The 17,156-nt window shown below is 73.0% G+C and carries 7 protein-coding genes; 3 read left to right on the forward strand and 4 right to left on the reverse strand.

Features of this window, described 5'->3' with window-relative positions; translation table 11 throughout:
- Positions 1-178: 178 nt before the first annotated feature.
- Both OG948_RS45220 and OG948_RS45225 read right to left on the reverse strand, forming a co-directional pair.
- Positions 179-5,623: an amino acid adenylation domain-containing protein gene (locus tag OG948_RS45220; RefSeq protein WP_331770832.1), complete on the reverse strand. Its 5,445-nt coding sequence runs from the start codon at positions 5,621-5,623 to the stop codon at positions 179-181.
- Complete coding sequence (locus OG948_RS45225) at positions 5,620-10,599, reverse strand: amino acid adenylation domain-containing protein (protein ID WP_331770833.1); 4,980 nt, start codon at positions 10,597-10,599, stop codon at positions 5,620-5,622. The genes OG948_RS45220 and OG948_RS45225 overlap by 4 nt, the downstream gene beginning before the upstream one ends.
- A gap of 719 nt (positions 10,600-11,318) precedes the next feature.
- Here OG948_RS45225 and OG948_RS45230 point away from each other — a divergent pair.
- Positions 11,319-13,253 carry a glycerophosphodiester phosphodiesterase family protein gene (locus OG948_RS45230; RefSeq protein WP_331770834.1) on the forward strand — a complete coding sequence of 645 codons (1,935 nt, stop codon included), beginning with the start codon at positions 11,319-11,321 and terminating at the stop codon, positions 13,251-13,253.
- 158 nt (positions 13,254-13,411) lie between these two features.
- Here OG948_RS45230 and OG948_RS45235 read toward each other — a convergent pair whose 3' ends face one another.
- Positions 13,412-13,948, reverse strand: a complete 537-nt coding sequence (locus OG948_RS45235; protein ID WP_331770835.1) for a DoxX family protein — start codon at positions 13,946-13,948, stop codon at positions 13,412-13,414.
- A gap of 133 nt (positions 13,949-14,081) precedes the next feature.
- On the opposite strand from OG948_RS45235, the gene OG948_RS45240 reads away from it, so the two are divergent.
- Positions 14,082-14,663, forward strand: coding sequence for a 2'-5' RNA ligase family protein (locus OG948_RS45240; protein WP_406300625.1), 582 nt, complete (start codon positions 14,082-14,084; stop codon positions 14,661-14,663).
- A gap of 260 nt (positions 14,664-14,923) precedes the next feature.
- Here OG948_RS45240 and OG948_RS45245 read toward each other — a convergent pair whose 3' ends face one another.
- Complete coding sequence (locus OG948_RS45245) at positions 14,924-15,364, reverse strand: Lrp/AsnC family transcriptional regulator (RefSeq protein WP_331770837.1); 441 nt, start codon at positions 15,362-15,364, stop codon at positions 14,924-14,926.
- A gap of 238 nt (positions 15,365-15,602) precedes the next feature.
- Between OG948_RS45245 and OG948_RS45250 the strand changes: the two genes are divergently transcribed.
- Complete coding sequence (locus tag OG948_RS45250; protein WP_331770838.1) at positions 15,603-17,117, forward strand: YibE/F family protein; 1,515 nt, start codon at positions 15,603-15,605, stop codon at positions 17,115-17,117.
- Positions 17,118-17,156: the final 39 nt, after the last annotated feature.

Raw genomic sequence — 17,156 nt, forward strand, 5'->3', positions numbered from 1 at the left:
CGAACACACGGTCGACGCCGCCGTATTGACCCGCCTCATCGACGAGATCCTGCTGCCGCCGACCGTCCCGGGCGCCCTGCCGCACGGTGTGAGGCGGACCCCTCGCGTTCGCGAGCCCGGCGGCGCGCGGTGTGGGGACACCGCGACCCGGGTGTCTCCCCACACCGCACGCGTGCCGTCAGGACACCGGCGGCCCCGCCTCGCCCACGCGGGCCAGCCGCCGGTCCGCCTCGGCCTGGATGGTGTCCTTGTCGCCGATCTCCACATCCGGGATCGCGTCCGGCAGCACGTCCTCCATGCGACTCAGCGGCCGGTACAACAACCCCACCAGGCCCCAGACGCCCAGTGCGAGGCCGACCAGGACCAGCAACAGGCCGGTACCGCGCCCGGGTCCGGTGCCCAGCACCACGCCCACCGAATCGGCGAGCGCGCCATCCGAGCGCAGCAGCGGCTCGAACACCCGGTCCGCCAGCGGTCCGGCGGTCAGGAAGCCGAGCGGCATCATCGACATCGCCAACATCTGATTGGTGGCCAGCACCCGCCCCTGCAACTCCATCCCGACCTTGGTCTGGATCAGAGCCATCCAGTGCGAGTTCAGGATCATCAGCGCCGCCCACAACACGAACAGCCCGATCGCGACGAACACCGGCTCGGGCCGACTGCCCGCGAACACCGCGGCCACTCCCACCACCGAGGTGAAGCCGATCATGCCGGTCGCCCGCCGGGCGGTCCCGCCCCACAGCGCCATCACCAGCGCGCCCAGCACCGCGCCGACCCCGCCGACCGCGGTGACCACGCCCAGCGTCACCGCCGAGCCGTCGGCCAACACCATCGGGGTGACCAGCACGGTGGCCACCGCGAAGAGGTAGTTGAACACCACGAAGAAGACCACCATCGCCACCAGTCCGCGCCGGCGCACGATGTAGCGCCACCCGGTGACCACTTCGCGCAGCAGCGGCTCCTCGCGCTTCTCGAACAGCGTGTCCGGGAAGCGCACCCGCAGCAGTACGCTCACCCCGATCAGGAACGTGGCCATGTCGAACAGCACCACGCCGTGCAGGCCGACCGCCGCGACCAGCACACCGCCGGCCAGCGCGGCCAGCATGTCCCCCGAACCGGTGCCCAGTTGGGCCAGGCCGTTGGCCTGACCCAGATAGCGCTTGGGCACCAACTGGGCGATCGCCGCGATGTAGGCGGGCCGTTGGAAGGCGTTGCACACCGAGCCGACGCAAGCGACCACGTACACGTGCCAGAGCTGCAGATGGTCGGTCCACAACAGCACGCCCAACGACAACATCGCGGCGGCGGCCACCGTGTCCGTGACGATCATGATCCGCCGCCGGTCCACCCGGTCCGCGACCGCGCCCGCGATCGGCAACAACAACACCGCGGGCAGCACCGCGGCGACCGAGATCATCGCGAAGTCGAAGGCCGAACCGGTCCGCAGATAGACCCACACCCCCAGCGCGAACGTGGACAGCGCGGTGCCGATCATCGACACGAACTGGCCGCCCGCCACCTTGGCGAAGGTGGCCAGATTCGGCCGGGCCGAGGCGGCCCGCGGGCCGGGAGGCGGGTCGGCGGCCCCGGGACCGGGACCGGCCGACCAGCGGCTCAACACCTCGGCCAGTTCGACGGCCTGGTGTTTGAGGAAGTAGTGCCCCGCGCGCGGGATCACCGCCAGTTCGACCCTGGGGCCGAAGTGCTCCCACTCCGCGAAGCGTTCCTCGTACAACAACGTCGCGCGGTCCTTGTCGCCCACCACACACAGGATCGGCGCGACCACCGGCATCGGGCGCGCGTCGCCGTAGGCACGCGTGTAGAAGTCCTCCGCCTGGCGCACGTCGTGCCGCAACGCCCGGATCAGGAAGCGTTGTTCGGCCTCGTCGTAGATATCGGTGAAACCCCCCATCGCGCGCAGGTAGTCGAGGTAGGCCCGGTCCGAGAGCAACCGGTCGCCGGGCAGCCGCCTGGCCACCCACTCGGCGAACCGGCCCGGAAGCCGAGCCGCCGGGAAGGTCCCGCCCAGCGCGACGCCGCGCAGTTCGGCGCCCGCCGCCTCCAGGCGCCCGGCCAGCGCGGTGGCCAGCGCACCGCCCAGACAGTGGCCGTAGAGCAGGATCGGCCCACTGATCCGCTCGCTGATCCGTACCGCGAGCCGGTCCGCGAGTTGCTCCAGATCCTCGGGTGCCTCGTCCGGCCGACTGGGGTCGTGGCCGGGCAACTCCACCGCGTACAGCCGATGTCCCGCGGGCAGCGCGTCCGCGAGTGGTTGGAAGGTGATCGGGCTGCCGCCGCCGTACGGCACGCAGACCAGGGTCAACGTGGTCGGTCCGGCGTCCTTGGTGAGCCGGTGCAGCAGCGGGCGCGGACGCTCGGCCGGGCCGCCCGCACCGGCGCGCTCGTCGAGCAGGGCGGCGAGTTCGCGCACGGTGGGGCGTTGGAACAGGTCGATGATGGACAGGCCCCGGCCGATCGTGCGGACCGCGCGCACGGCGGAGAAGCTGTCTCCGCCGAGCGCGAAGAAGTCGTCCGCCGCGCCGACCCCGGTCGTGGCCAGGACGTCGGCGAAGGTCGCGGCCACCGCCACCTCGGTGGGCGTGGACGGCTCGACGCGGCCCACCTCCGCCGGCGCGAGTTCGGGCGCGGGCAGTGCCGCCCGGTCCACCTTGCCGGCGCCGGTCAACGGCAGCGCGGCCAGGACGAGCACCGCCGAGGGCACCATGTAGTCCGGCAACCGGGTTCGCAGGGCCGCCCGAATCGTGCCCCCGTCCACCGTCGCCGTGGCGTCCGCGACCACGTATCCCACCAGCTTGCGTCCGGCGCCCTCGCCCCGGGCCAGCACGATCGCCTCGCGCACCCCCGGCTGCGCGCCGAGTTCGGCCTCGACCTCGCCGATCTCGACTCGGAAACCACGGATCTTGACCTGCTGATCGGCTCGGCCCAGGAACTCGATCGCTCCGTCCGCACGGCGTCGGACCAGGTCCCCGGTGCGATACGCGCGCCGCCCGGCCCACTCGACGAAGCGCTCGGCGGTCAGGTCCGCGCGCGCGAGGTAGCCGCGCGCCAACCCGGCTCCCGTCACGTACAGTTCCCCCGGCACGCCGACCGGCAGCTCGCGCCCGTGCGGGTCCGACACGTACGCGCCGACGTTGCCGAACGGCAGCCCCAGCGGCGCGCTCGCCGCACCGGCCGGCACCGCCGTGACCGGCGTGCCGAGCATCGACACGGTGGTCTCGGTCGGCCCGTAGTGGTTGTGCAGCGTCAACTCCGGCCGAGCCGCCCGCAGGCGGTCCACCGCGTCCGCGCGCAACGGCTCGCCCGCGCAGATCAGCAACGCGCGCGGAAGCACGTCGGCGAGTCGGTCGCCGAGCGCGGCCAGGCCCTCCAGGTGGCTGGGCACCAGTTTCATCGCGTCGATGCGATGTGTGCTCAGGTACCGGGCGAACGCGTCCGGATCGGTGGCCTGATCCCGGGTGAGCAGGTGCAGGCAGCCACCGCCGGTGAGCGCGCCGAACACGTTGGTGGTGCCCAGGTCGGCGGCGAACGTGGAGACCAGCGCCCAGTTCCACGGCCGCCCGTCGGCCGTCCGTCCGGGGCCCACCCGTTCCCGCAGACCGTGCAGGTAGTTGCGATAGTTGCGGTGCTCGACGGCGACCGCCTTGGGCGCGCCGGTGGATCCGGACGTGAACAGCACATAGCACAGGTGGTCCGGCCGCACGTCCACGACCGGAGGTCCCGGGTCCGCGTCCGCAGGCGTCTCCTCGGGCACCACGGCGGGCAGCGCCCCGGCCACCCGGGGGCGCAGTTCCTCCGTCGTGACCACCGCGACCGCGTCGGCGGCCGTGAGCAGCGCGCGAACCCGCTCGTCCGGATACAGCGGGTCCAGCGGCAGGTACGCGCCACCGGCCTTGAGAATGCCGAGCATGCCGACGATCAGCGCGGTCGAGCGCTCCGCGAACAGCCCGACGATGCGATCCGGCCCCACCCCGAGGCCGCGCAGCCGATGCGCCAACACGTTCGCCCGGTGGTCGAGTTCGGCGTAGCTCAGCTCGCCGTCCACGCCACGCACGGCGGGCGCGTGCGGCGTGCTGCGGGCCCGCTCCTCGATCAGGCCGTGCAGGGTGCCGCCGGTGTCCCAGTCCCGGGCGGTGTCGTTCCAGCCCGCGAGTTGCCGCTCCTCGCCCGCGGTGAGCAACGGCAGTTCGGCCACCGGTCGGTCCGGGTCGGCGATCATCGCGTCCAGCACGGTGATCAGGTGCCCGAACACCCGCCGGATGCTCGCCTCGTCGTAGAGCACGCTGCGCCACACCAGGTCGGCGACGAGTTCGTCGGCGGGCCCGGTGTCGAGCACGGCGAGCGACAGGTCGAACTTCGCCGCGCCGGTGTGCGTGTCGCACCACTCGACCTCGACGCCGGGCAGCGTGGGCCGGGCCGGCGCCTGGTTGTGCACGTTCAACAGGACCTGGAACAGCGGTGTGTAGGCGAGTTCGCGATCCAGGTCGAGCGCGTCGATCAGCCGGTCGAACGGGAGTTCCTGGCGCGCGAAGGCGGCGAGGGTGTCCTCCCGGACCCGGCCGAGCAACTCCCGTACCGTCGGCTCGCCGGACAGGTCGGTGCGCATAGCCAAAGTGTTCACGAAACAGCCTATTAGGGCGTCCGTGCTGCGGTGCGTGCGCCCCGCGACCGGGCTGCCCACCGTCACGTCGGTGACGCCGTTGTACCGGGCCAGCACGATCTGCAGCGCGCTGAGCAACACCATGTACGTGGTACCGCCCATGCGTTCGGCCAGCGCCCGGACGCGTCGCGAGCGGTCCCTGCCGAAGCCGACCTCGATCCGCTCGCCCCGGGTGTCCGCGACGGCCGGACGCGGCCGGTCCACCGGCACGCTCACCGTGCCCGGCGCGCCCTGCAACCGGGCCCGCCACCAGGTCTGCTGCCGGTCGAGTTCGGCGGCCAGGGTGGTCTGCTGCCGGTACGCGACGTCCGCGTATTGGACCGGCAGCGGGACGAGTTCGGGTGGATGACCGGCACAACGCGCGGTGTACGCGGCGGCCAGGTCGTCGAACAGTACGCCCACCGACCAGGCGTCGGCGGCGATGTGGTGCAGCACCAGGCTCAGCACATGCCGGTCGCCCGTACGTAACATAACCACCCGGAACGGGAGTTCATGGGACAGATCGAAGGGGCGGCGGGCCTCGGCGGCGAGCCGGGCGGTCACCTCCGCCTCGGCCACCTCGAGCACGGACACCCGGAACTGGTCGATGTCGTGCACGGTGGGCAGGACGTGTCCGTCCACGCTGGGATACACCGTGCGCAGCACCTCGTGCCGGGCGACCACGTCGGTCAGCGCGGTCACCAGCGCGTCCCGGTCCGGCCGACCGGTCAGGCGCAGCACGAGCGGCATGTTGTAGGCGGCGCCGTCGGGTTCGTACTGGGCGAGGAACCACATGCGGCGTTGCGCGGCGGAGAGCGGCGCGGGCACGTCGGCGGGCCTGGGCACCAGGTCGGCGCGGGGTGCGGCGACTCGGGCCCGGGCGAGCCGGCTGCGGAGCAGGTCGCGGCGGGCGCGGTCGGGGTCGGGTTCGGGGCGCGTGGTCAGGATCTCCTCGGAGTCGGTCATCGCGCGTCCCGGTCGGTCGAGTCGGTCGAGTCGGGTTCCCCGTTCGCGACGTTCGGCCCGCTGGGGTGGCCGAAGTCGGTCGCGGATTCGTCGAGTTCGCTCAGCAGGATGTCCTCGATCCGGCGGGCCATCGCGGCCAGGGTCGGCGCCTCGAAGACGACGCGCAGCGGGAAGTCGATCTCGAAGCGCTCGCTCACCAGGGCCATCAGGCGCAGCCCGAGCAGCGAGTTGCCGCCCAGCGCGAGGAAGGTGTCGTCGCGGCCGATCCGGTCCGGGCCGAGCAGTTCGTACCAGATCTCGGCCAGGATCTCCTCGCAGTCGCCCTCGGGGGGCGCGCCGCTGCCGCCGGGCCGGGGTTCGGGCAGGGCGGCCCGGTCGACCTTGCCGGCGGGGGTCAGCGGCAGCGCGTCGAGCGGGACGAGCACACCGGGCACCATGTGTCGGGGCAGGCGCTCGCCGAGCGCGGCGATCAAGCCCGTCGGGTCGAACGGGCCCTCCGGGACGAGGTACCCGACCAGGGTCGGTCCGGCCGGTCCGTCCCACAGGGTCGCGACCGCGGCCGTGACGCCCGCGAGCGCGGTCAGTTCCGCCTCGATCTCGCCCAACTCGATCCGGAATCCGCGCAGTTTGACCTGATGGTCGGCGCGCCCGTGGTACTCGAGGGTGCCGTCGCGTCGGCGGCGGGCGAGGTCGCCGGTGCGGTACATCAGTGTTCCGGATGGGCCCATCGGGTCCTGGACGAAACGTTCGGCGGTCTGTTCGGCCCGGCCGAGGTAGCCCAGCGCGACCCCGGCGCCCGCGACGCACAGTTCGCCGGGAGCGTTGACGGGCGCGGGACGCCCGGCCCGGTCCAGGACATAGACGCGGGTGTTGGCGATCGGTGTGCCGAGCGGGACCACGGGCAGCGCGGCGTGCGAGCGGTCGACGCGCAGGACGGTGGACCACACGGTGGTCTCGGTGGGGCCGTACATGTTCCACACCCGCGCGCAGCGATCCAGCAGCGCGCCGGCCAGGTCCCCGGTGAGTGCCTCGCCGCCGCAGAGCGCGACCAGTGCGGCCGGCCAGGTCCCTTTCGCGTCCAGCAACATCCGCCACGTGGCCGGCGTCGCCTGGCAGACCGTCACCCGGTGGTGCTCGAGCCAGTCGGCGAGCCGTGCGCCGTCGGCGGCGGTGGCCCGGTCGGCGATCACCACCCGGGCGCCGACCACCAGCGGCAGCCACAACTCCAGCGCGGCGATGTCGAAGGTGAGCGTGGTGACCGCGGCCATCGTGTCGGCGGCGGTCAGTCCGGGTTCGTCGGCCATCGAGAGCAGGAAGTTGACGATCGCCCGGTGCGGTACGGCGACCGCCTTGGGTCGGCCGGTGGAACCGGAGGTGTGGATCAGGTACGCCGGGTCCTCCGCCTCGGCTCGCCCGTCGAGCGGGCTCTCGTCGGCCGCGCCGACCTCGCTGCCGTCCACCGCGATCACGTCGTAGCCGGGGTCGGCCAACAGCGGGATGTCGGCGGCGGGCGCGCTGTGGCCGACGATCAGGGTGACCTTGGCGTCGTCGAGCAGGGCCCGGTTGCGGGCGATCGGCTGGTCGGTGTCGATCGGCAGGTAGGCCGCGCCGGTGCGGAGCACGCCCAGCAGGACGGCGGGCAACAGGTGGGTGCGTGGCATGGCGATCGCGACCAGGGTGCCGCGATCGGCGCCGCGCCGGCGCAGGACGTGCGCCAACCGGTTCGCGGTGGCGTCCAGTTCGGCGTAGGTGAGGCTGCCGGTGTCCGCCACGACGGCGATCTCGTGCGGGGTGCGGGCGATCCGCGCCGCGACCAGGTCGGGCAGCCGCAGGTCGGGCCGGGCGATCGGGGCCGGGTTGACGGCCTCGATCAGCCGGTGTCGTTCGGCCGGGTCGAGCATGATCGTTTCGCCGATCGGCCGGTCCGGCGCGGCCAGTGCCTCGGCCAGCACGGCCAGCAGGTGGTCCACGATGGTCTCGATCGACGCGGCGTCGTAGCGTCCGGTGCGGTACTCCACGGACAACAGCGGTCCGGCCGCCGGGAACTCGACGAACATCGACACATCGGTCTTGGCCCCGCCGTTGCACACCTCGTTCACGAACTCCAGCGTCAAACCCGGCAGTTCCACCGAAGCGCCGGGGTGGTTCTGGACCGCGAGCAGGATCTGCGAGACGGGGGTCGAGGTCTCCGCGCCCGAGACGCCCGCGAAGCGGAGCTGTTGCAGGTACGGCAGCGCGCTGTGGTCGAGCGCGTCGAGCACCACCGGGCGCAGTCGGCGCACCAGTTCCCGGAACGTGTCGGCGCCCTCGACGCGGAAGCGCAGCGGAACGGTGTTCAGCAACGGGCCGATGACATCCTCGAGTTCGGGCAGCGGGCGGACCGCGAACGGACTGAGCACCGCCTGATCGGTGCGGCCGGTGTAGCGGTGCACCAGCGTGCCGAGCGCGGCGAGCAGGGTCATGTACAGACTGGCGCCCTCGCCCGCCGCCCATTCCTCGGCGGCACGCAGGAGTTCGGGATCCAGCCGGCGCGCCAACCGGGCCCCGCTCGGATCGAACGGGTCGGGCCGGGTGCGGTCGCCGGGGATGTGCTGTTCGGTGCCCAGGCCCCGGAGTCGGCCTGCCCAGCGCCGCGCCTCGTCGTGCTCGGCGTCCGCGTGGCGTCGTTCCCAGCGGGCCACGTCGGAGTACTGCAGGGCCGGCTCGGGGAGCGGCAACCCCTGGTAGGTGTGCGCGAGATCGCGCAGCAACAGGCCGATCGACCAGCCGTCCATCGCGATGTGGTGCACGGTGAGCAGCAGTTCGTGCCGGTCCGGGGCGACCCGCACGACCAGCGCGCGCAACAGTCGGCCTTCGGCCCGGTCCAGCGGTCGCAGCGCCTCGGCCCGCAGGACCGCGTCCAGGCGCTCCTCGTCCGCGCCCGGCAGATCCAGCAGGGCCGGCTCGACCGGGTAGGGCGGCCGGATCTCCACCACCGGTTCGCCGCCCCGGTGCACCAGCGCGGTGCGCAACACCTCGTGCCGGCGCACCACCTCGCCCAGTGCCCGGCCCAACGCGGCCACGTCCAGCGCGCCGCACGCCCGGATCCGCAGCGGCACGTGGTAGAGCGCGCTGCCCGGCCGGACCATCTCGTGCATCGCGAACTCGCCCTGCACGGTGCCGGCGAGCGCGGGCGCGTGCGGTTCGCGGCACGGTGGCGACACCGTCGGCCGGGCCGACCCGGTGGACGCGTCGGCCTGCCGCACGTGCTCGGCGAGGGCGGCCGGTGTGGGGTCGGCGAAGAACACGTCGAGCGGGATGCGCGCCCCGCAGGCCCGCTGCACCCGGGCCAACAGCCCGACGGCGAGCAGCGAGTTGCCGCCGGACTCCAGGAACGGGTCGTGCACGCCGATGCGATCGGCGCCGAGCACGTCGCGGAACAGGTCGGTGATCGTGGTCTCGGTCGGCGTCCGGGGCGCGACGAACTCGACGTCCCGGAAGCGGGTCCGGGTCGCGGCGGGCAGCGCGTTGCGGTCGATCTTGCCGTTGAGGGTGAGCGGCAGCGGGGTCAGCAGCGCGACCGCGTCCGGCAGCATGTAGGCCGGGAGTCGGGTCAGACAGTGCGCGCGCAGCTCGGCCGGGGTGGGGTCGGGACCGCGTGCGGCGCCCTGCACGAACGCCGCCAGATACGGTCCCAGCGCGTCCTCGCGCAACACCACGGCAGTCGCCTGGACACCGGGGTGCCCGGTCAACACCGCCTCGATCTCCCCGAGTTCGATGCGGAAGCCGCGCAGTTTGACCTGCTGGTCCACCCGCCCGTGATACTCCAGCGCGCCGTCGGGTCGACGGCGGACCAGGTCGCCGGTGCGATACCGACGCTCCCCCGCCACGGTGACGAACCGCTCGGCGGTCAGGTCGGGACGGCCGTGATATCCCTCCGCGAGACCGTCGCCCGCCAGGTACAGCTCGCCGAGCTCGCCGAGGGCGACCGGTTCGCCGCTCTCGTCGTGCACGTGCGCGGTGGTGCCGGGCAGCGGTACGCCGATCAGCGGTTCGGCCCGGTCGGTGCGGTCCACCACGGCCCAGGTCGAGTACACGGTGTCCTCGGTCGGCCCGTACAGGTTGTAGAGCTGCTCGACCTGCGGACACGCGTATACCTGGTCCGCGACCCGACGCGAGAGCGCCTCGCCGACCAGGTTGATCGTGCGCACCCCGGGCGGCAGTCCGGGCCCGCGTAACAGCGCGGCCATCGCGCTGGGCACGGTATTGATCAGGGTGACCTCGTCCCGCGCGGGCGCGTCCGCGAGCGCGAGCACGTTGTCCACCAGGACGACGCCCGCGCCCACCACGAGCGGGAAGAACAGCTCGTACACCGAGATGTCGAAGCACACCGAGGTGGAGAACAGCACCCTGTGGGTCTGGTCGGGTCGATAGGTGTCGGCCGCCCAGCGCAGCATCGCGGTGACCCCCCGGTGGGTCACCCGAACCCCCTTGGGCCGCCCGGTGGACCCGGACGTGTAGAGCACGTAGGCGAGTTCGTCCGGCCGGGTGTGCGCGCGGGCGGGACGTACCGAAGCGGCCGGGGGATCGGCGTCGACGTACACCCGGTCGGCCGACGCGTCGGCGAGCAGGTGTTCGTGTGCGCGGTCGGTGACCACGACGGGAGCCTGCGCGTCGCCGATCACCCACTCCAGTCGCTCCCGCGGGTACTCGGGGTCCAACGGGACGTACGCGGCACCCGCGCGCAGGACCGCGACCAACGTCGCGACCAGATCCGGGGTGCGCGGCAGGCAGACGCCGACCAGGTCGCCCGCGGCCACCCCCGCCTCGGCCAGGCGCGCCCCGACCCGATCGGCCATGGCACCCAACTCGCGATAGGAGAGCCGGTGTTCCCCGGCGATCAAGGCGACGAGCGTGGGCGAGTGCTCGATCCTGGCATCGACCAGAGCGGCCAGGGATGCGGTCGGATCCAGTGCTGGGTAGGCGGTTGGACTCATCGACTCTCCTGAGGTGTCCTGATGCCGATTCGTGGTCGGCGGCGCAGACGATGTACTCCCGGGGAGATCGTGGAGGAAAGAGTTGACTGTGCCTAGCATCTGTCCCCCACTACTTCGGGTTGGCCGAAAGCCGCCGTCGCGGGCGGTGGGCACGGGGTCGAGCGGGACTGGAATCGGATTGCGTCGGACTGCTTCGGACCGCTTCGGACTGCTTCGGTTTGGATCGGACCGCATCGGATCTGGTCCGGCCGGGCCGCGTGTGGCCGGCCGGGTCCTGCCCGGGCCGGTGGCGTCTGGTCTGGTCTGCTCTGGTCTGCTCTGGTCGCGCCACGTCCGGTCTGGTCGCGCCCCGGTCGGGTGCTCGGGAGTGGGGCCGGCCGTGTCGGGACGGTGACCTCGGTACGGCTGGTGTGCCGCCCCGGACTCGGGCCCGGTGGGTCGACGCCCCGAGGGGTGTCACATGCCGGTCGATCTCGCGTGCGGTCGATCTCGCGTGCCGGCGGGCCACGCCGGCCCGTACGTCAAGAAGTACCGCCCCGGGCTTGCATCCCGCTTGGCTCGGGCCTGCTCCCGAGGCACGGTCGCCCCTCGTGGCGGTGGCCGGCCACCCGGGCGACCTTCGCACAACCACCGGCCGACCACCGCCCGTACCCGACCGTTGGGCAGAGCTTCAGCGTCGCGTGATCGGGGGTTCGCCCACGCTCCCTAGCGTTTCGAACATGCCTTCGCAGACAACTTCGTCCCCGTTCCGGCTGCCTCGGCGGCATCGCTCCCGACTCCGCCTCGGCGCCGTGGTCGCCGCCCTCGGGATCGGCGCCACCGCCACCCTGACCGGCGTCTCGGTCGCCGCCCCCGACACCCCCGCCGCGGCGCCGCCCGCCGGCGACGTGGTCGTGTCCGAGGACTTCACCGGCTCCGCGCTACCCACCGGGTGGCGGGCGGTCGAGGGCGATTGGAAGGTCGAGAACGGCCGCCTGGTCGGCACCTCGACGAACTCCGGCCAACAGAGCCGGATCACCTTCGGCCGCCATCTGGACGACTTCCGCTTCGAGGCGGTCGTCCGCTTCGAGAGCGCCGTCGACGCCGCGCGCTGGACCGCGTTCGGCCTGGACGTGCCCGCCGCCGGCACGACCCCGTGGTCCATCGCGACCATGCGCACCGGTACCACCGCCGCCAACGGCCTGGAGTTCGCCCAGCGCACCACCGGCGACGCGTGGAACGTGACCGACACCGGTTCCGCGCCGAGCGCCGCCGGGACCGGCCGGGACGTGCGGGTCGCGGTCGAGGTGCACGGCAGCCGGGCACGCCTGGTCGTGGACGGCCGTGAGGCGCTGCGCAGCACCCGGGTCCAGCGTTCCGCCGACGGCGCACAGGCGCTGCTCGTCAACGGTTCGCGGGTCTCCTTCGACGACGTCAAGGTCACCCGACTGGCCCCGGAGGCGAACGCCTACCTGCGCGCGCCCGGCGCCCCGCTCACCGTGATCGCGCACCGCGGCGCCTCCTCCGCCGCGCCGGAGAACACGCTGATCTCCGACGAGACCGCCCGCCGGGCCGGCGCCGACTGGATCGAGAACGACGTCCAGCCCAGCAAGGACGGCATCCCGCACATCCTGCACGACGACACGGTCGACCGGACCACCGACGGCAAGGGCCGGATCCGCGACCTGACGGCCGCTCAACTCGCGGCCCTGGACGCCGGCTCGTGGTTCTCCCCGCTGCACACCGGGGCCCGGGTGCCGACCCTGCGCGGGCAATTGGAGGACCTGCGCACGCGCGGCGGCAACCTGCTCCTGGAGATCAAGGGCAAGCACAGCAAGGACGAGGTCTCCCGGATCGTCAAGGACGTCCGCGACACCGGGATGAGCGGCCGGGTCTTCGTCCAGAGCTTCGAGGTCGACGCGCTCACCTTCACCCACGAGTTGGCCCCCGATCTGCCGCTCGGTCTGCTGCGCAGCAACCTCGACGCCGATCCGGTCGCGCTTGCCAAGCAGCTCGACCTCAAGGCCTACAACCCCTCGGCCGCCGGCCTGGCCAAGCGCCCCGGCGTGGTCGCCGACCTGCACCGCGCCGGCGTCGCGGTGATGGTCTGGACGGTCGACGACGCGACCGGGTGGAAGACCCTGGAGGCGGGCGGCGCGGACGCGATCATCACCAACCGTCCCGCCGAACTGGCCGGGTGGAACGCCGCCTGGCGCCAGACCGGCACTCCCGAGCCGCCCGCCGCACCCACCGTCGAGGTGCTCGCGCCGGCCGCCGGCGCCAAGGTCGAGCGCGCGAGCAACCCGGTCCCCTCGCTCCGCACCACCGGCGCCGAAACGGTCCGACTCACGCTGGACGGGCGGGAGTTGGCCGCCGGTACGCCGATCGACTCGGGCACGCTGCCGCTCGGCGCGCACACGCTGCGGGCCGAGGCCAAGGGCCCGGGCGGCACCACGGTCGCGGAGTCGACCTTCACCGTCACCGCCTCGCGGACCGGGCTCGCCCACCTGATCCTGACCTCCGCCGCCGACCGCAACGCGATCGCGACGCTGACCACGATGCTGGCCCACGACCAGTACGAGGCACTCGCCCGCTGGGCCGACAACCAGGCCGGCCGCACCATCCCGGCGCCCCGGGCCGAGCTGATCGCCTCGGACGCTCGCGCACTGGGCTGATCGGGTCGGTTCGCGAGCACTGCGCCGAACCGGGGGGAAGCGCGGCGCCGGCGAGCCGCCCTCGTGCCGAAAACGGGCGAGGTGGACCAACGTGCCGACCAGGGCACGCCACCTCGCCCGTCGGCCTGCCCGGGGGGGCGACCGCGGGGCCCCAGGGCCTAGTGCCCGGGAACCAGATCGCCCAGGCGGTGGGCCACAGCCGTGGACGCCGCGCCGGCCTTGGCGGTTCGGCGGGCGAGGCCGACGTCGTGCCGGAGGGCGTGCGCCCGGTGCCGGCTGCGCCACGCGAGTGAGGGCTTGCCGCCGGTGTCGGCGGAGGCGATCAGCAGGCCCCCGAGCATCGACACGTTCTTGAGGAAGTGGACGCGTTGACCCGCCCGTTCCTGCTTGTCCTCGGCATCCCAGAAGCGATGTCCGGCGAGCGTGGTGGGCACCAGGGTGGCCGCGAGCACGAGCGCGGACAGGCGCGGTACCCGGCCGAGGGCGAGCAGCGTGCCGGCGACCAGTTGCACGCCGCCGTTCAGGCGTACCGCCGTACGGATGTCGGCCGGCACGATCGGCACCAGCCCGGCGATCCGCCGCACCACCGGTTCGGCGACCGGCACCACGCGGTCCGGACGCAGCACGGCGTCGTACCCCTGCAGCACGTAGATCGAGGCCAGCATGGGACGCGCGAAGGTTCTCAACACAGCCATGCCGGGACGAGTGCCCCCGGAACGCGCGCCTCGAACCCACCCCTGCCGGAGGCGACTCCCGGCCGGCGAAACACCCCGGCCGGTGATCCGACGATCCGCCGGTATGCCCGGACGCGGACCGTACACTGCGGGAATGGCCGAACGGAACGCGGCGAGTGCCCTGGTGTTGCTGGTCCCCGACGTCGAGCAGGTCGTCGAGCCCTGGCGCGAGCGCTACGACCCACGCAGCGCCGAGGGCATCCCGGCGCACGTCACGGTGCTCTATCCCTGGCTGGCGCCCTCCGACATCGGGCCCGCCGACCTGGCCGCGCTCGCCGACATCGCCGCCGCGCGCCCCCCGCTGGACCTGGTCTTCGCCCGGGTCGGCCAGTTCCACCGGGGGTTGTGGCTCGCGCCCGATCCGGCCGAGCCGGTGTTGCGCCTGATCGAGGCGGTGTCCGACCGCTGGCCGGACTATCTCCCCTATGGCGGCGCGTACCTGGACGATCCCGACGACGTCGGTCCGCACCTGACCGTCGCCCTGGGTCAGGGCCCCGACGAACTGCGGGCGCTGGCGGAGGAGGTGACCGGGCGACTGCCGTTGACCGCCCGGGTCGACCGGCTCGACCTGGTGGTCGGCGACGACGACGGCAACTGGGTCCTCCGCGAGTCGTTCCCGTTCGCGCCGCGCACCACCGAACCCGGTACGAACACGGGTGTCGTCACCGCGTCCTAGTGCCGCGCCCGGCAACGTTTGCCCCGTCGCGGCGCCCGGCACGGCCCCTCACCGCACCGGACACCGCAACGGGGCAACGTTGCCGGGCGCGGCACTAGCGGCGGGTACGAACCGGCCGATTGCGGGACCGACCGGCTCGCGGAGGCGGCCGATCGCCGGCCTAGCCGGCCGCGCGGGCCTTGCGTTGGCGCTTGGACAGGGCCGGCACGACGCGGGACGCGGGCGAGGGGTGTGCCCGGCCGGCCCGGCCGCCGTTCTCGTCAGCCCTCCTTGGTCCAGGAGCCGAGCACCATGAGCGTCTTGGTGCCCGTGACGTTGCCGTTGCGGCGCAGGTGGTCGATGACCTGCTGGAGGTGGGTGATGTCGCGGACGCGGACGTGGATGAGGGCGTCCGGGTCGCCGGCGATCGTGTACACGGCCTGCACCTCGGGCGTGTCCGTCGCGGTGCGGACGATCTCGCTGACCGGCATGCTGCCGGGGTAGCGCAGCTCGGTGAACGCCTCCACCCCCCAGCCGAGCTTGGCGTGGTCGATCTGGACCGTGAAGCCGGTGATCACCCCCTCCTCGCGCATCCGGTCCACACGGCGCTTGACCGCCGCGACGGACAGGCCGATCTGGCCCGCCATCTCGGAGAAGGTCCGCCGTCCGTCCTCGCGCAGCATGCGCAGGATGTTGTGGTCGATGCTGTCGATCTCGGCCATGCTCGGCGCTCCACTCCTCGGCGCTGCCCACGCAAAACTCCAGGTGCGGAACCTGGTCGGCAGGCAAGAATCTTGCGGCCTGGAGCCGATTCACCGCAAGTGGCTTGCGCCGATCACCCGGATGCTCGCGCCGAGGCCGCGACCGTGCGCGGCGCCGGAACCGGGCGGCCGGCCCGATACGCTTCCGGCCGGGACTCCGGCACGATGACGCGTCGACCGGACCGGGAGGGAATGCGGCATGGGCGGCACACGAACGCATCGCGGCGGTACGGACGATGCCCCCGACGCATCCGACGACGCGCCGGGCCACGGACAACGCGCGGCCGGCCACGGCCACGCGCACGGGCACAGTCACGCGCACGGACCACCCTCGCCCGCCTCGGCTCGGCTGCGCCGCCTGGTGGCCGCCGTCCTGATCCCGTTCGCGGCGGCCGTGGTGGTGGGCCTGGTGGTGCTGTGGCCGGGCGGCACACCGGCGCATCCGCGTACCGGGGTGGGCTTCGACCAGGAGACCCGCGACGGACGGGTCACCAAGGTCGAGGAACTGCCCTGCGCCCGGGCCGACGCCGAGGCCTTCGCCGGCGCGGCGGGCCCGTCCGCCCCCGATGCCGCGTCCGACCCGCCCGGATCGTCCGACGGGCACGCCGCGCCGCCCGGCGACCCCGCCGCCGAGCCGGGTGGTGTGCCCTGGCCTCCGCCCTCCCTCGGCGCCTCCACCGCGCCCGGCTCGGGCAACGCGCGCGCCGATTGCCATCGGGCCACGATCGAGGTCACCTCGGGCGCCGACAAGGGTCGCTCGGTCACCGAACTGGTCCGCCCGACCGAGTTGCGCCGGTTCTCGGTCGGGCAGGGGGTGGTGCTCGCGTACGCCCCCAACGCGCCCGAGGACCTGAGGTACTCGGTGATCGACGTCCGGCGCGGTCCGCCGATGTTGCTGCTCGCCGGCCTGTTCGCGGTCGCGGTAATCGTGGTCGGGCGTCTGCGCGGGCTGACCGCGCTGATCGCTTTGGCGATCAGCTTCGCGGTCCTGTCGTTCTTCATCCTGCCCGCGATCCTGCACGGGTCCGATCCGCTCCTGGTCGCGGTCGTCGGCGGCAGCGCGATCATGTTCGTGGCCCTGTACCTGTGCCACGGGATATCCGCGCGGACCTCGGTCGCGGTGGTCGGCACTCTCGTATCGCTGTCCCTGATCGGGGTACTGGGCTCGCTGTTCATCGGCTGGGCGCATCTGACCGGCAACACCTCCGACGAGACCGGCCTGGTGCACGCGCTGTATCCCGACATCGAGTTGCACGGTCTGTTGTTGGCCGGGTTCATCATCGGATCGTTGGGTGTGCTGGACGATGTGACGGTCACTCAGACGTCGGCGGTATGGGAACTCAAGCAGGCCGACCCGACCATGACGGCCCGTCGGCTGTATCGGGCGGGTATCCGGATCGGCCGCGATCACATCGCGTCCACCGTCAACACCCTGGTATTGGCCTACGCGGGCGCGGCGTTGCCGCTGATGCTGCTGTTCTCGATCGCCCGTCGGGACGTCCTGGACGTGGCCACCAGCGAGATCGTCGCGGAGGAGATCGCCCGCACCCTGGTCGGCAGCATCGGCCTGGTCGCCTCGGTCCCGGTGACCACCGCGCTGGCGGCGATCCTGGCGGCGGCCGATCACGGCAGGCCCGGGAAGGGTGGGGCCGGCAAGGGCGGGGCTACCCCGGTGCCGGTGCCCGCCGCCCGGGGCCGTCATCGGGGCCGCTGAGGCAGCGGCCCCGATCGGCGACGCCGGCACGACACGCGT

The sequence above is a fragment of the Embleya sp. NBC_00888 genome, from assembly GCF_045207655.1.
Taxonomy (GTDB): domain Bacteria; phylum Actinomycetota; class Actinomycetes; order Streptomycetales; family Streptomycetaceae; genus Embleya.

Coding starts and splice junctions, on each gene's coding strand:
- OG948_RS45220 (WP_331770832.1), bottom strand. CDS start 5,623: ATGACCGACTCCGAGGAGATCCTGACCACGCGCCCCGAACCCGACCCC.
- OG948_RS45250 (WP_331770838.1), top strand. CDS start 15,603: ATGGGCGGCACACGAACGCATCGCGGCGGTACGGACGATGCCCCCGAC.
- OG948_RS45230 (WP_331770834.1), top strand. CDS start 11,319: ATGCCTTCGCAGACAACTTCGTCCCCGTTCCGGCTGCCTCGGCGGCAT.
- OG948_RS45225 (WP_331770833.1), bottom strand. CDS start 10,599: ATGAGTCCAACCGCCTACCCAGCACTGGATCCGACCGCATCCCTGGCC.
- OG948_RS45245 (WP_331770837.1), bottom strand. CDS start 15,364: ATGGCCGAGATCGACAGCATCGACCACAACATCCTGCGCATGCTGCGC.
- OG948_RS45235 (WP_331770835.1), bottom strand. CDS start 13,948: ATGGCTGTGTTGAGAACCTTCGCGCGTCCCATGCTGGCCTCGATCTAC.
- OG948_RS45240 (WP_406300625.1), top strand. CDS start 14,082: ATGGCCGAACGGAACGCGGCGAGTGCCCTGGTGTTGCTGGTCCCCGAC.